This window comes from Streptomyces seoulensis (genome assembly GCF_022846655.1).
In the GTDB taxonomy this organism is placed as follows: domain Bacteria; phylum Actinomycetota; class Actinomycetes; order Streptomycetales; family Streptomycetaceae; genus Streptomyces.
Map to the genome: position 1 here is coordinate 3,488,063 of NZ_AP025667.1, position 14,600 is coordinate 3,502,662.

Annotated in this window: 11 protein-coding genes; 5 read left to right on the forward strand and 6 right to left on the reverse strand. The window is 69.5% G+C overall.

Annotation, left to right across the window (positions count from 1 at the left end; genetic code table 11):
* The first annotated feature begins 192 nt into the window (after positions 1 to 192).
* Entirely contained in the window at positions 193 to 1,728 is a 1,536-nt protein-coding gene (locus HEK131_RS16120; RefSeq protein ID WP_217462157.1) for a cytochrome ubiquinol oxidase subunit I, read from the forward strand.
* 12 nt (positions 1,729 to 1,740) lie between these two features.
* Positions 1,741 to 2,742: a cytochrome d ubiquinol oxidase subunit II gene (gene cydB / locus HEK131_RS16125; protein WP_217462158.1), complete on the forward strand. Its 1,002-nt coding sequence runs from the start codon at positions 1,741 to 1,743 to the stop codon at positions 2,740 to 2,742.
* A gap of 80 nt (positions 2,743 to 2,822) precedes the next feature.
* On the opposite strand, the gene HEK131_RS16130 is transcribed toward cydB, so the two are convergent.
* Both HEK131_RS16130 and HEK131_RS16135 read right to left on the reverse strand, forming a co-directional pair.
* A complete protein-coding gene (locus HEK131_RS16130) occupies positions 2,823 to 5,126 on the reverse strand; it encodes an FdhF/YdeP family oxidoreductase (RefSeq protein ID WP_217462172.1) in 2,304 nt (767 codons plus the stop codon).
* Positions 5,127 to 5,424: 298 nt separating this feature from the next.
* Positions 5,425 to 5,964: a DoxX family protein gene (locus HEK131_RS16135; RefSeq protein ID WP_217462159.1), complete on the reverse strand. Its 540-nt coding sequence runs from the start codon at positions 5,962 to 5,964 to the stop codon at positions 5,425 to 5,427.
* A 298-nt stretch (positions 5,965 to 6,262) separates the two neighbouring features.
* Between HEK131_RS16135 and HEK131_RS16140 the strand changes: the two genes are divergently transcribed.
* Positions 6,263 to 7,552, forward strand: a complete 1,290-nt coding sequence (locus HEK131_RS16140; protein WP_244335836.1) for a YhgE/Pip domain-containing protein — start codon at positions 6,263 to 6,265, stop codon at positions 7,550 to 7,552.
* A 7-nt stretch (positions 7,553 to 7,559) separates the two neighbouring features.
* Here HEK131_RS16140 and HEK131_RS16145 read toward each other — a convergent pair whose 3' ends face one another.
* Together HEK131_RS16145 and HEK131_RS30320 are read right to left on the reverse strand one after the other, a co-directional pair.
* Positions 7,560 to 8,588 carry a cation diffusion facilitator family transporter gene (locus tag HEK131_RS16145; protein WP_244335837.1) on the reverse strand — a complete coding sequence of 343 codons (1,029 nt, stop codon included), beginning with the start codon at positions 8,586 to 8,588 and terminating at the stop codon, positions 7,560 to 7,562.
* 310 nt (positions 8,589 to 8,898) lie between these two features.
* On the reverse strand, positions 8,899 to 8,976 hold the full coding sequence (locus tag HEK131_RS30320; protein WP_370443954.1) for a 50S ribosomal protein bL37: 78 nt from the start codon (positions 8,974 to 8,976) through the stop codon (positions 8,899 to 8,901).
* 222 nt (positions 8,977 to 9,198) lie between these two features.
* Here HEK131_RS30320 and HEK131_RS16150 point away from each other — a divergent pair, with 222 nt between their 5' ends.
* Together HEK131_RS16150 and HEK131_RS16155 are read left to right on the forward strand one after the other, a co-directional pair.
* Positions 9,199 to 10,590, forward strand: coding sequence for a glucose-6-phosphate dehydrogenase (locus HEK131_RS16150; protein WP_217462161.1), 1,392 nt, complete (start codon positions 9,199 to 9,201; stop codon positions 10,588 to 10,590).
* Positions 10,591 to 10,702: 112 nt separating this feature from the next.
* Positions 10,703 to 11,179: a GreA/GreB family elongation factor gene (locus tag HEK131_RS16155; protein ID WP_244335838.1), complete on the forward strand. Its 477-nt coding sequence runs from the start codon at positions 10,703 to 10,705 to the stop codon at positions 11,177 to 11,179.
* Positions 11,180 to 11,248: 69 nt separating this feature from the next.
* On the opposite strand, the gene HEK131_RS16160 is transcribed toward HEK131_RS16155, so the two are convergent.
* Together HEK131_RS16160 and HEK131_RS16165 are read right to left on the reverse strand one after the other, a co-directional pair.
* Complete coding sequence (locus HEK131_RS16160) at positions 11,249 to 11,539, reverse strand: hypothetical protein (protein WP_217462163.1); 291 nt, start codon at positions 11,537 to 11,539, stop codon at positions 11,249 to 11,251.
* An 89-nt stretch (positions 11,540 to 11,628) separates the two neighbouring features.
* Complete coding sequence (locus HEK131_RS16165; protein ID WP_244335839.1) at positions 11,629 to 14,253, reverse strand: ATP-dependent Clp protease ATP-binding subunit; 2,625 nt, start codon at positions 14,251 to 14,253, stop codon at positions 11,629 to 11,631.
* Positions 14,254 to 14,600 lie beyond the last annotated feature (347 nt).

Genomic DNA, 14,600 nt, shown 5'->3' on the forward strand with positions numbered 1-14,600 from the left:
CTGAGACCCCAGATGCGTCATTCGGCACGCATGTGCCAGGCCGCTTCCCGCTTCGGTGATCGCGCCGGTGAGCGGCTCACCCGATCGGCGCTCGGCGGGTGCGCGTACCCGCTTTCCCCGAGTCGACGCGACTATGCCCGAGAGATACCTTTTATTCCAGATTGCGGCCGGATCGAGCGAGAGAAGGACGTAGTGGAACTAGCAATCGCTCAGGAGACCATCGCCCGGTGGCAGTTCGGTATGACGACCGTCTACCACTTCCTCTTCGTCCCGCTCAGCATCGGCCTGGGAGGCATCGTCGCCGGCCTGGAGACGGCCTGGGTGCGGACGGGTAAGGAGAAGTACTTCCACGCGACCAAGTTCTGGGGGAAGCTCCTGCTGATCAACCTCGCGCTGGGTGTGGTCACGGGCATCTTCCAGGAGTTCCAGTTCGGGATGAACTGGTCGAGCTACTCCCGCTTCGTCGGTGACGTCTTCGGCGCTCCGCTGGCGATGGAGGCCCTGATCGCCTTCTTCTTCGAGTCCGTGTTCATCGGGCTGTGGATCTTCGGCTGGAACAGGCTGCCGAAGAAGATCCACCTGGCGACGATCTGGATCGTGACCATCGGCAGCCTTCTCTCGGCGTACTTCATCCTGGCCGCCAACTCCTTCATGCAGCACCCCGTCGGCTACCGGATCGATCCCGTGAACGGCAAGGCCCGGCTGACCAACATCTGGCGGGTCCTGTTCCAGGACACGACCCTGGTGCAGGTCTTCCACACCCTGACGGCGGCGTTCATCACGGGCGCCGCCTTCGTCATGGGCATCTCCGCCTACCACCTGTGGCGGGCCAAGCGCGGCAAGGACACCAACCGCAAGCGGATCGCGGCCATGCGCAGCTCGCTCAAGCTGGCCCTGGTCGTCTGCTCGATCGCCGGTATCCTCACCGCGCTCAGCGGCGACCGCCTGGCCAAGGTCATGTTCGAGCAGCAGCCGATGAAGATGGCGGCGGCGGAGGCCCTGTGGGACACGGAAGGCCCGGCCCCCTTCTCGATCTTCTCGGTCGGCAACGTCGGCGAGGGGCGCAACGACGTCGCCCTGGAGGTCCCCGGCGCGCTGTCCTTCCTGGCCAAGAGCAACTTCCACTCCCCCGTGCCCGGCATCAACGACCGGGCCGACGAACAGGTGCGGCAGTTCGGCGGCAGCCGTGAGGACTACATCCCCAACATCTTCATGACGTACTGGGGATTCCGTCTCATGATCTTCTTCGGCATGACCAGCTTCACCATCGGCGTGATCGGCCTGTGGCTCACCCGGAAGAAGTTCTGGCTGAAATCCAGGTTCCGCACGGGCGAGGACGAACCGCCGAACCTGATGATCACCGACAAGATCAAGATGAACGACTTCTTCACCAAGTGGAGCTGGCGGATCGTCGCGCTGACCCTGGGCTTCCCGCTGCTCGCCAACAGCTTCGGGTGGATCTTCACCGAGATGGGCCGTCAGCCCTGGGTGGTGTTCCACCTGATGAAGACCGCGACCGCCGTCTCGCCGAACGTCAGCGTCGGCACACAGGTCGGCTCGCTGGTCGCGCTCAGCGTCTGTTACGCGATCCTCGCGGTGGTCGAGGGCGGTCTGATGGTCAAGTACGCGAAACCGGGGCCCGACGTCGACGAACGGCCGCCCACCAAGGACCCCAGCCTGCGGATGTCCCCGGACGACCAGGACAAGCCCCTCTCGATCGCCTACTGAGGACGGATCGCCATGCATCTCTACGATCTCTGGTTCATCCTGATCGCCCTCCTGTGGGTCGGCTACTTCTTCCTCGAGGGGTTCGACTTCGGGGTCGGTGTCCTCACCCAGACGATGGCCCGCAACGGAACCGAGCGGCGCGTCCTCATCAACACGATCGCACCCGTGTGGGACGGCAACGAGGTCTGGGTGATCGCGGCCGCGGGCGCCACCTTCGCGGCCTTCCCGGACTGGTACGCCACCCTGTTCAGCGGTTTCTACATCCCGCTGCTGATCATCGTCCTGTGCCTGATCGCGCGCGGGGTGTCCTTCGAGTACCGCGCCAAGCGCGACAGCATGCGGTGGCAGCTCAGCTGGGAGCAAGTCACCTTCTGGACCTCGGTGATCATCCCGTTCCTGTGGGGCGTGATCTTCGCCAACATGGTCCAGGGCGTCGCCATCAACCGCCAGAAGTCCTACGTGGGCACGCCCGGTGACCTGTTCAACGGGTACGCGATCCTCGGCGGCTTCGCCACGCTGGTGCTGTTCACCTGCCACGGCGCGATCTTCGCGGCGCTGAAGACGGACGGTGAGATCCGCGCGCGGGCCCGGAAGCTGGTGCCCGTGCTGGGCCTGGCCTCGCTCCTGCTGCTGCTGGCGTTCCTGCTGTGGACGCAGGCGAACTCGGGCAACGGACAGAGCCTCGGCGTCATGATCGTGGCGTTCGCGGGGCTGCTCGTGGCCCTGTTCTTCAACCAGATCGGCCGGGAGGGCTGGGCGTTCGTCTTCTCCGCCCTGACGGTGGTCTCGTCGTTCGCCATGCTGTTCCTGACGCTGTTCCCCGAGGTCATGCCGTCCACGCTGAACCCCGCCTGGTCGCTGACGGTCGCCAATGCCTCGTCCGCGTCCTACACCCTGACGGTGATGACGATCGTCGCGGCGATCTTCGCCCCGCTGATCATCGTCTACCAGGCCTGGACCTACTGGGTCTTCAGCAAGCGCATCGCGGTCCACCACATCCCGGCCGGCCACTGAGCACGGCGCACACCGCACAGAGAGCGGGCCCCCTCCGTCCGTGGAGGGGGCCCGCTCTTCGTGCGCCGTGACCTCGGCGGTCAGGTCGCCGCGGTGATGTGCACCTTGACGTGCTTCATGAGCGGCTGGTCGCTCTGGGTGCTGTAGTCGCACAGCGCGATCAGCACGTTCATCTCGGGCATGTAGCCGGCCGCGCAGCCGCGCGGCATGTCGTACGGGATGGCGAGGTAGCCGTCGAGGTAGCGGTGGCTGCCGTCCTTCGCCGTGGCGTCGATGTTCACCGGGTCGAACTCCGAGATCCCGCGCTCGCGCATGTCGTCCTCGTTCATGAAGACGAGCTCACGCAGGTTCTTGATGCCGCGGTAGCGGTCGTTGTCGGAGTAGATCGTGGTGTTCCACTGGTCGTGCGAGCGCATGGTGCCGAGCGCGAGCATGCCCGGCGCGGGCACCACGTCCGGCAGCTTGGGGCTGGAGAACTCCGCCTTGCCGGACTCCGTGAGGAAGATCAGCTCGCGGGCGGGCTGCTTGATCCGGAAGCCGAGCGGCAGCCGGACCCGGCGGTTGAAGTCCTCGAAGCCGTCCAGCACCTCGGACATGGTGTCGCGGATGCGGTCGTAGTCCTCGATGTACCACTCCCACGGCGTGGGGCTGGAGGGCAGCGCCGCGCGCGCCATGCCGGAGATGATCGCGGGCTCGGACAGCAGGTGCTTGGAGGCGGGCCGCTTCATGCCGACCGACAGGTGCACCATGCTCATCGAGTCCTCGACCGACATGCTCTGCACGCCGTTGCGCTGGTGGTCCTTGTCCGTGCGGGCGAGGCAGGGCAGGATCAGCGCCTCCTTGCCGTGGACCACGTGGCTGCGGTTCAGCTTGGTGCTGACCTGGACCGTGAGCTCGCAGTTGCGCAGCGCCTCGTAGCTGAACGGCGAGTCGGGCACGGCGAGGGCGAAGTTGCCGCCCATGCCGATGAACACCTTCACGTCACCCCGGTTCATCGCCTGGAGGGTGCCGATGGTGTCGAGGCCGTGTTCGCGCGGCGGGTTGATCTTGCAGACCTCGGCCAGCCGGTCCAGGAACTCCGGCTCCGGGCGGTGGTCGATGCCGCAGGTGCGGTTGCCCTGCACGTTGCTGTGCCCGCGCACCGGCGAGGGACCCGCGCCCTCACGGCCCAGGTTGCCGCGCAGGAGCAGCAGGTTGACGATCTCGCGGACGGTGTCCACGCCGTGCTCGTGCTGGGTGACGCCCAGGCACCAGCTGATGATGGAGCGGTCGGCGTCGCCGTAGATGCGCGCCGCCTTGAGGATGTCGGCGCGGCTGAGCCCGGACTGGCGCTCCAGCTCCTCCCACGGTGTGGCCTCGCACAGCGCCCGGTACTCCTCGAAGCCGACGGTGTGCCGGTTGATGAACTGGGTGTCGATGGCCTTGGGGTCGGTCTTCGCCTGTTCCAGCACGGCCTTGGCCATGCCCCGCAGCAGCGCCATGTCGCCGCCGACGCGCACCTGGAGGTCCAGGGTGCTGGTCCGCGTGGCGTGGAAGGTGGCCATGTCGATGAAGTCGTGCGGGATGATCGCCTTCGTGGCGCCCGCCTCGATGAACGGGTTGATGTGCACGACCTGCGCGCCGCGGTCGAACGCCTCGGTCAACGACGTGAGCATGCGGGGCGCGTTGGAGGCGACGTTGACGCCGAGGATGAACAGCGCGTCCGTGGCCTCCCAGTCCTTCAGGTCGACCGTGCCCTTGCCGGTGCCGAGGGACGCCGTCAGGGCGCGTCCGCTGGCCTCGTGGCACATGTTGGAGCAGTCGGGCAGGTTGTTGGTGCCCAGCTCACGCGCCATCAACTGGTACAGGAATGTCGCCTCGTTGCCGAGCCGGCCCGAGGTGTAGTACGACGCCTGGTTGGGGTTCTCCAGGTTGCGCAGGTGACGCCCGACCAGCTCGAACGCCTCGTGCCAGGAGATCGGCACGTAGTGGTCGGTGGCCGCGTCGTAGACCATGGGCTCGGTGAGCCGGCCCTGGTCCTCCAGCTTGAAGTCGCTCCACTCGTGCATTTCGCTCACCGTGTGGCGGGCGAACATCTCGCGGTTGGCCCTCTTGTGGGTCAGTTCCCACGTGACGTGCTTGATTCCGTTCTCACAGATGTCGAGCTTCAGGCCCTTGGTGTCATCCGGCCACGCACATCCGGGACAGTCGAAACCACCGTTCTCGTGGTTCATCTTCATGATGGCCCGGGGGCCCTCGATCAGCGTTCCCTCGTCCAGCAGGAATTTGGTCACGCTCTTGGCTGCGCCCCATCCCGCGGCGGGGTGGTGGTAAGGGTGGAAGTACGGCTCCCCCTTGGGGATCGGGCCCACGCGGGGCTCGAGATCCGACTCCGCCTCCATCATCCGTGACTGCTCTTCGTCCAAGGTGCTCAAGACTCTCACCCTTCCGCCGTCGAGGCGTGCGTCCATACGTATATATGGAGCTTTAGGCCAGAGTATGTCGGCGTATCAGCACCCGCCACGCGACGCGCACCCCTTGAAAACAAAGGCCGAGCGGCTATTTGGGACCAGGCTCGGAAACGCTTTCGTCAGCACCTGACAAACGGCACCCGGCATAAAGCTTTCCGATTACCGGAAAACGGCACGGAACCCGGCTTTCGAGACCGGGTTCCGTGCCGCACGATCCAGGCGATCACGTACTTCACGATGGCATGTGCGGCTCTTTGTGCTCCTGCTGCTGGGCAGCGAGCGCCGTCTCGCGGCGGGCCACGACGACCGAGGTGGCGGCGGCGCTCAGCGCGAAGGAGAGCAGGACCAGCCGGGGCCGGTCGAGGCGGTAGCCGAGGAGGCGGTCGAGGGAGTAGCGGCCCGGTCCGGTCACCCCGATGGTCGCGGAGACGAAGCCCAGGTAGGCCGGATACTCGTAGCCGCCCGCGGTGGCGAAGAACCCGGCCGGGCGGTGCACGGAGACGGCGCCGGACATCCCGCCGGCCACCGCGGCACCGGCGGCGGGCGTGGCGAGACCGAGGGCGAGCAGGACTCCGCCGCCCAGCTCGGCGGCGCCGGACGCGATGGCGCTCGGTGTGCCGGGGCGGAAGCCCAGGGACTCCATGACCTTCGCCGTGCCGGCGATGCCCCCGCCGCCGAACCAGCCGAGGAGCTTCTGCGCGCCGTGTACGGCCAGTACGCCGCCGGTGCCCAGGCGCACGGCCAGCAGTCCGAGATCCTTGCGTCGGCCCATGGGAGGGTCCTTCCCGTCTGCGGAAACGGTCCGTTCCGGCCGGGGCCCACGGCGGGCCGCCGTCGGCAACACGCTAGCGACCGAGGGGGCGGCGCGCCCGCCGAGGGACGGGGAGCCGGGCGCGCGGCCCGGCGGGACGGGGTGCGGGCGGCGGGTGTCGCGGCGGGATGTTCCGGTGTGCGGGATCTATCGTCGGCTTGCGTCCGCAGGCGGTGCGGTCCGGCGGCCGAACGTGCGGTGCGGGCCACTCGCCGCCGCCCGTTCGGCGGTTGCCGCCGACTGCACCTCTTGGAGTGGTATGGCTTCCGGGATGCCCCCGCACGCGTCCGGACCGACGGTGAGCGCGGTGCGGTTGCTGGGGCGGTGGAAGCTGTGGCTCATGCCCGCCGTGCTCAGCGGGCTGGTCGCGCTGGTGCTGTCGCTGCTGTACATGGGCGGCATCCTCACCCCCGAGGGCAGCCTGCACCGGATGCCGGTGGCGCTGGTGAACATGGACGACGGCAGACCGCTGCCGGGCCAGAAGGCCGACGTCGGCACGCAGGCGGCCCGTTCCGTCCTCTCCTCCGGCTCCTCGGACGACCGGGTGCGCTGGCGCCCGATGTCGCGGGCGAAGGCGCGGGACGCACTGACCTCGGGCAAGGTGTACGGCGCCCTGGTGATCCCGGCGGACTTCACCGCGACGGTGGCCGCGCTGCCCACCGCGGACGCGAAGGCCCGGCCGACGCTGACCGTGCTCACCAACCCCGGCGTGGGCAGCCTGGCCTCCTCGCTGGCGGGGCGGATCACGCAGAACGCGGCGCAGCGGGTGTCGGTCGCGGTCGGCGAGCAGTTGTCGGCGTCCCCGCAGGTGAAGCGGGCGAGCGCGGCGACCAGGGTGCTGATCGCCGACCCGGTGGAGGTGCGCACCGAGGTCGGCCATCCGATCGGCGCCCACAGCGGTCTGGGGCTGAGCGCCTTCTACTACGCGCTGCTGCTGGTGCTGGCCGGGTTCATCGGCGGCAACGTCATCCACAACGGTGTCGACAGTTCGCTCGGCTACGCGGACACCGAGATCGGTCCCTGGCACTCGCGCCGTCCGACGGTCGACATCAGCCGGACCCAGACGCTGGTGCTGAAGATGGTGATGACGGCGGGACTCGCGCTGCTCACCACCTCGCTGATCATGCTGGCGACGATCGTCGCGCTCGGCATGGACGCCCCGCATCCGGGTCTGCTGTGGGTGTTCTCGTACTGCGCGACGCTGACGGTCGGGCTCGGGGTGCAGGCGATCAACGCGGCCTTCGGCAGCCTGGGTCAGCTCGTGTCGATGTTCGTCTTCATCGCGTTCGCGCTGCCGTCCTCGGGCGCCACCGTGCCGCTGGAGGCGGTGCCGGGCTTCTACCGGTTCCTCGGCGCCTTCGAGCCGATGCGCCAACTGGCGGCCGGGGTGCGATCGATCCTGTACTTCGACGCCCGTGCCGACGCCGGGCTCGGCCGGGGCTGGCTGATGATCGCGGTGGGCTTCGTGGTGGCCCTGGCGTTCGGCTTCGCGGCGACCCGTTACTACGACCGCCGGGGCCTGCACCGGATGGTGCCCCAGCCGGCATGAGCGCCCGTCACTCCGCGACGGGGGGCGGGGCCGGGCGCGGCGGGGTCGGGTCCAGGTAGACGCGCTTGACCGCCGGGATCAGGGTGCGCAGCCGGGTCTCCGCCTCCTCGCAGGCCCACTCGATCTGGGCGGAGGTGGAGACGTCCCGGAAGTCGACCTTGGCGGCGATCAGGATCTCCCCCGGCCCCTGCACCACCGTGGTCAGCTCCATCACGTCCTGGACGGCCGCCACGGAGAGCAGTTCCCTGCGTACTGCCTCCCGCATGGGCTTGGGCAGCGCGCGGCCGACGAGGAGCTCGGTGTTGGCGCGGCCGAGGACGTAGGCCACGACGACCAGCAGCACACCGATGAGGATGGACGCGATGCCGTCGAAGACCCCGGAGCCGGTGAGCTGGCCGCCGAGCAGGCCCAGGGCGGCGAGCACCAGACCGACGAGCGCGGCGGAGTCCTCCATGACGACGGCCTTCACGGCGGTGTCGGGGGTGTGCTGGAGGTAGCGCAGGATCGGTACGCGGAAGTGCTGGGCGCGTCCGGTGGCCTGCCGCCAGCCGGTGCGCAGCGACAGTCCCTCCAGGACGAAGGCGACGGCGAGGACGATGTAGGAGATCGTCGGGTTGCCGGGCTTCTCGTCGTGGGTGAGCGCGTGGATGCCGTCGTACACGGCGAAGACGCCACCGCCGACGAAGGTGGCGACGGAGGCCAGCAGCGCCCAGATGTACCGCTCGGGTCCGTAGCCGAGGGGGTGGTCCTCGTCGGCGGGTTTCTTGCTGCGCTTGAGGGCGACGAAGAGCAGGGCCTCGGTCATGGTGTCGGCGACGGAGTGCCCGGCCTCGGCGAGCATGGCGCTGGAGCCGCTGAGCACACCGGCGACGGCCTTGGCGAGCGCCACGCCGAAGTTGGCGGCGGCCGCCACGAGGACGGTGAACGTCGATCCGCCCGCGCCGGGCCCGCCCGCGGAGCCCACACGGGCGTCCAGGTAGGGCCCCTTGCCCGCGTTCGGCCCTCGTTCCATTCCGGGTTCACCCTGTTCGCTCATAGCCGGACAGTAACCCTCCTCCGTGGCGGAGATCACGGCGTGCCGCGTTCCCAGAATCGGCCGTGCGCGGCGCGGCGGCCAGCGCTGCCGGTCCGTACGGGGGATCCGGCGCCGCGCGGGTACCGGCGCCGTTTCCGCGGGGGCAGCGCGCGGTACACCTCGCCCGCGCCGTGCCGACCGCCGCCCGTGACGCCCGGCCGGGGACGACTCCGGCCGCAGGTCCGGGGACCGCAGCCGGATCTGCGGGGGCCGGAAAAGGGCCGGGCCCGGTCGCCTCGGGTGAGGTGACCGGGCCCGGTGCGGCCGTCCTTCAGGACTGGGGCCGGCTGCCGTGGTTGGCGCCGTTCTTGCGGCGGGCCTTCTTCTTCCGGCGTCGCTTCGAGGACATGCGGGCCTCCTTCTGGCGTGGTCGGACACGTTCGGTACGGGGACGGGTGATCACCTGCCCCGCGTGCCCGACACCATACATGCCGGTATGCCCCGCGAGCACAGCCCGCCGGAGCGCACGCCCCGACTCGCGCGCCGGGTCCGGGGCACGGACGATACGAGAGACCGAAGCCAAGGGGTCCCGCCCGCGCGGGCGCCCGCCGCGAGGGTGAGGAGCCAGCCGATGGCCGGAACCTGGGAAGCCGACGCCTTGGTGATCTTCGGGGTGACCGGGGATCTCGCGCGGAAGATGACGTTTCCCGCGCTGTACAAGCTGGCGGGCCGTGGGCTGCTCGACTGCCCGGTGATCGGGGTCGGCAGGCGGGAGATGAGCGGCGAGGAGCTGGCCGGGTTCGCCCGCGAGGCGGTGCGGGAGGCCGAGGGATCGGTCGACGACGCGGTGTTCGACCGGCTGGCCGCCCGGCTGGCCTATGTGTCCGGAGACCTCGACGACTCCGGGACCTACGAACGGCTCGCCCAGGTGCTGGGGCGGCGCCGGCGTCCGCTGTTCTATCTGGAGACGCCGCCCTCGCTGTTCGCGCCGATCGTGGACCAGTTGGCCCGCGCCCGGCTGCTGGGGCAGGCGCGGGTGGCGCTGGAGAAGCCGTTCGGGCACGACCTGGCCTCGGCCCGTGCGCTGGATCGCAGGCTGACGGCGGTGCTGGACGAGAACCAGATCCTCCGGGTCGACCACTTCCTGGGCAAGGAACCCGTCATCGAGCTGGAGTACCTGCGGTTCGCCAACTCCGCGCTGGCCGAACTGTGGCACCGCGACAGCGTGGTGGCCATCCAGATCACGATGGCCGAGGAGTTCGGCGTCGAGCAGCGCGGCGCTTTCTACGACCACGTGGGCGCGTTGCGCGATGTGATCCAGAATCATCTGCTGCTGGTGCTGGCCCTGGTGGCGATGGACCCGCCGGTCGGGCCGAGCGCGACCGATCTGTGGGACAAGCGGATCGAGGTGCTGCGCGCCATGCCGGCCGCCGACGTGCACGAGTACGTGCGCGGCCAGTACGTCGGCTACCAGCAACTGCCGGGCGTGGCACCGGGATCGACCACGGAGACGTACGCGGCGCTGCGGCTGGAGATCAACAACTGGCGGTGGGCCGGGGTGCCGGTCTTCATCCGGGCGGGCAAGAAGCTCCCGGTGCGGGTGACCGAGGTGCGGCTGATCCTGCGTGAGCCGCCCCGGCTCGGCTTCCTCCCCGACGCCGGCCGGGTCGCCGGCAACCAGATCGTGCTGCGCATCGACCCCGAGGCGGGGATGCGGCTCCAGCTCTGCGCGCTGGACGAGGCGTCGGCCTGGCGGCTGGTCCCGCTGGACACCATCTTCGCCCGCGAGCTCGGCAAGCCGCTGGCCCCGTACGAACGACTGCTGTACGCGGCGCTGACCGGCGACGACAAGTACTTCGCCCCGCAGCGGGCGGTGGAGGAGTGCTGGCGCATCGTCCAGCCCCTCCTCACCTATCCCCCGCCGGTCCACCCCTACCCGCCCGGCTCCTGGGGCCCGCCCCAGGCCGACGCGCTGGTGGCGGGCAGCCCGCCCTGGCAGCGGCCGTGGGTGCCCGAGACGTGAACCGTCCGCACCACCCGCCCCACGGCTCGCACCCCGTCCGACTGGATGTGGCGTGGGAGCGCAACTAGTGTGCTTCTGTCCAGCACTTCCCGCCTGTAGCACTGGAGCAGGAATGACCGGTGACCCCGAGCCGATCAGCGCCGAAGCCCGTGGCGCGCTCGAGCAGGAACTGTCCGATCTGCACGACGAACGCAAGACGGTCGCCGCGACGCTGAAGGACTCCGACGAGGTCGGCGACCGCGCCGACCAGGCCGACGAGATCCAGCGGGCCGATCAGCTCAACCGGCTGGACGAGCGCATCGACCGTGTCAAGGACCGGCTGCGCCAGGCCGACCTCGCGGGGCCGGTGCCCACCGACGTGGTCGGGGTGGGTACGACGGTCACCGTGCGGTTCGCGGACGACAGCACGGAGACGCTGCACATCGGCGAGATCGCCGACGCCCGCGACCCGAAGCTGGTCACCTCCGACAGCCCGCTGGGCCGCGCGCTCCTGGGCCGCGCCCCCGGCGACACCGTCAGCTACGACGCCCCGGACGGCGAGGCCACCGCGGTCGTCGTGTCCCTGGGCACGCCGGGCGACGAGGGCTGAGGCGACAACGAGCCTGGGCGGACCGGATTCATGTCCGGTCCGCCCAGGCTCTTGTGTACCGGGAGGGGATCAGCCGTCGTAGTGGGACGGCGGGAAGGGGTCCTCCTCCTCACGCTGCCTGCGCGTCAGGTCGCCGGTCTCCACCTCGCCCCGGTCCACCTGGCGGTCGATCTCGGCGCGCTCCTGCTCGTAAGCCCGCTCGGGGCTCTCCTGCTTCCGCTCGGGCAGTCCGACGTCGCGCCGGTCCTCCTGGGTGCGTTCCTGGAGTTCCGTCTCGTCCGGGCGGCGGGGCAGGCCGCGGCCGTGGCCGTAGTCGGGGTCGCCCTCGACTTCCTTGTTGGACTTGTGATGGTGCGCCATGGGGTTCTCCTTGTGTGAGGACCCCGGGCGCCGGAACGCAGCGCTCGGGGTCGTCGCCGTGCGGTCGCCCGCGCGACGGAGGGGCGCCGTCAGTCCTTCTTCGCCTCGGCGTCCTTGGTGTCGGCGTCCTTCGACTCGGCCTTCTTCCTGCCACCCGACGCGGTCTTCTTGGCGGCCGCCTTCTTCCCGGCGGCCTCGCCGTTCTTGTCGTCCTTCTTCTCGGACTTCTCGTCGCCCGAGCCGCGCACGGTGACGTGCAGCGAGTCGTTCTTCACGTCGGCGACGATCGTGTCTCCGGGCTCGGCCTGGCCGCTGAGCAGCAGCTCGGCGATGCGGTTGTCCAGCTCGGACTGGATCGTGCGGCGCAGCGGCCGCGCGCCGAACTCGGGCTGGTGGCCGTGGGCGATCAGCAGCTTCTTCGCCGCCTCGGTGACCTCGAGCTGCATCCCCTGAGCCTTCACCCGGCGCCGGGTCTGGTCCAGCAGGTGGTCGACGATCTCGGAGAGGTCGTCCTCGGTGAGGCTGTGGAAGATGATGATGTCGTCGATCCGGTTGAGGAACTCCGGCAGGAACCGGCCGCGCAGCTCCTCCAGCAGCTCGTCCTTGATCTCGGAGACGTCGCCCTGGTGCGCCAGGATCAGATGGGCGCCGATGTTCGACGTCATGATGATGACGGTGTGCCGGAAGTCGACGGTGCGGCCCTGGCCGTCGGTCAGCCGGCCGTCGTCCAGGATCTGCAGCAGCGTGCTGAAGACATCCGGGTGCGCCTTCTCGATCTCGTCGAACAGGATCACGCTGTACGGCTGACGGCGGACCTTCTCGGTGAGCTGGCCGGCCTCCTCGTAGCCGACGTATCCGGGAGGCGCGCCGACCAGGCGGGAGACGGTGTGCTTCTCCTGGAACTCGCTCATGTCGAAGCGGATCATGCGGTCCTCGTCGCCGAACAGCAGCTCGGCGAGGGCCTTGGCGAGTTCGGTCTTGCCGACACCCGTGGGGCCGAGGAACAGGAAGGAGCCCACCGGACGGTCCGGGTCGCCCATGCCGGCGCGGTTGCGGCGCACCGCCTGGGACACGGCGGTGACGGCCTCGTTCTGCCCGACGATGCGGGCGTGCATCTCCTCCTCCAGCCTGAGCAGCCGATCCTTCTCGCTGGCGGTGAGCTGGGAGACGGGGATGCCCGTGCGGCGGGAGACGATGTCCGCGATGTCGTTCGGCGTGACGGTGATGACGCCCTCGCGCCGCTCCTCGATCCCGGCGACCTCGGCCTCGACCTCCGCGATCTTGCCCTTGATGTCGTTCGCCTTCTCGTAGTCCTGCCCCGACACGGCCTCGTCCAGCTCGCGCTGAAGCTTGGCGATCTTGTCCTCGCGGGCGACGACCTCGGTGGAGCGGGCCGCGCTGCGCAGCCGGACCCGCGCGCCTGCCTGGTCCATCAGGTCGATGGCCTTGTCCGGCAGGAAGCGGTCGGTGATGTACCGGTCGGACAGCCCGGCGCAGGCCTCGAGCGCCGAGTTCTCGTAGCGGACCTGGTGGTGGGCCTCGTAGGCGTCGCGCAGCCCTTCGAGGATCAGCACGGTCTCCGCGACGCTCGGCTCGGGCACCATCACGGGCTGGAAGCGGCGTTCGAGGGCGGCGTCCTTCTCGACGTACTTGCGGTACTCGTCGATGGTGGTCGCGCCCACCACGTGCAGCTCGCCGCGCGCGAGGGCGGGCTTGAGGATGTTGCCCGCGTCCATCGAGCCCTCGCCGGTGGCGCCCGCGCCGACCACGGTGTGCAGCTCGTCGATGAAGAGGATGATCTCGCCCTCGGACGCCTGGACGTCTTCGATGACCTTCTTCAGTCGCTCCTCGAACTGGCCGCGGTACTGGGCACCGGCCACCAGTCCGGACATGTCGAGCGCGACGACCCGCTTGTCCTTCAGGGTCTCGGGGACGTCCCCGATGACGATGCGCTGGGCCAGGCCCTCCACGATGGCGGTCTTGCCGACGCCGGGCTCGCCGATGAGGACCGGGTTGTTCTTCGAGCGGCGGGAGAGGATCTCGACCGTCTGCTCGATCTCGTCGGCGCGTCCGACCACCGGGTCGAGCTTGCCCTGCTTGGCCTCCTCGGTGAGGTCGCGGCCGAACTCGTCGAGGGTGCTGGTGGGTCCCTGGCCTCCGCCGCGCGCCTGGTCGTGCCGGGCTGCCTGCTCTGTGCGGGACGCCAGCTTCCTGCCGTCCACGCCCTCGGAGGAGAGCAGCCGACCGGCGCCGGAGTCCGCGTCGTCCAGCAGGGCGGCGAGGATGTGCTCCGGGCCGATGTAGGAGTTGCCGGCCGCCTGGGACTGCGCGAAGGCGTCGGCGAGGGTGCGCTTGGCGGCGGGGGTGAGGCCCGGCTCGGCGGACGGGGTGCCGGACTCGCCGGGCAGCACCTCGCTGATCGTCTGGGCGAGCTTGTCGGGGTCGACCCCGGCCTGGGCGAGCAGCCTGCGGCTGGGCTCGACCTTGGTCGCGGCCCACAGCAGATGCTGCGTGTCGAGGTCGGAGGTGCCGTCGTCCTCGGCCTTCCGTGCGGCCAGGTTGAGCAGTTCCTGCGAGGACTCCGTCAGCAGCCGGCCGATGGGAACTCGCTGGACCGCGGGGGGTGATGACGCCGGTGACATGCCGAAGAACCGGTTCAGCAGGTCGCTGAACGGGTCGGAGGAACCGAACGGTGAACCGAACGACATCGACATGGCAGCTCCTGGTGCGCGACGGATCAGGTTTTCACTGAACCCCGATGTCCAGGGCTCCGCAACCCGAGGACAGCGGGCTCCCCCAAGGGTTTCCGGGCTTTCCCCCACCCTTTTGCCGGGGCCTCCCACTCCCTCTCCCCACCCTTGTGCGCACTCCTTATACGCACGCGAGCGGACACCCCTCACCGGTCACGCTCCGTTGCCCGCGCGGACCGAGCGCATTCTGCCTAGACTCGGAATGCGAACCGGCCGGTGGAGACGGAATCGGAGCCAGGGCATGGGAGTCTGGGCATGAGCGAACGTGCGGGCGTTGCGAGGTCGGCCTGGTGGGCCGGACACGATCCCGT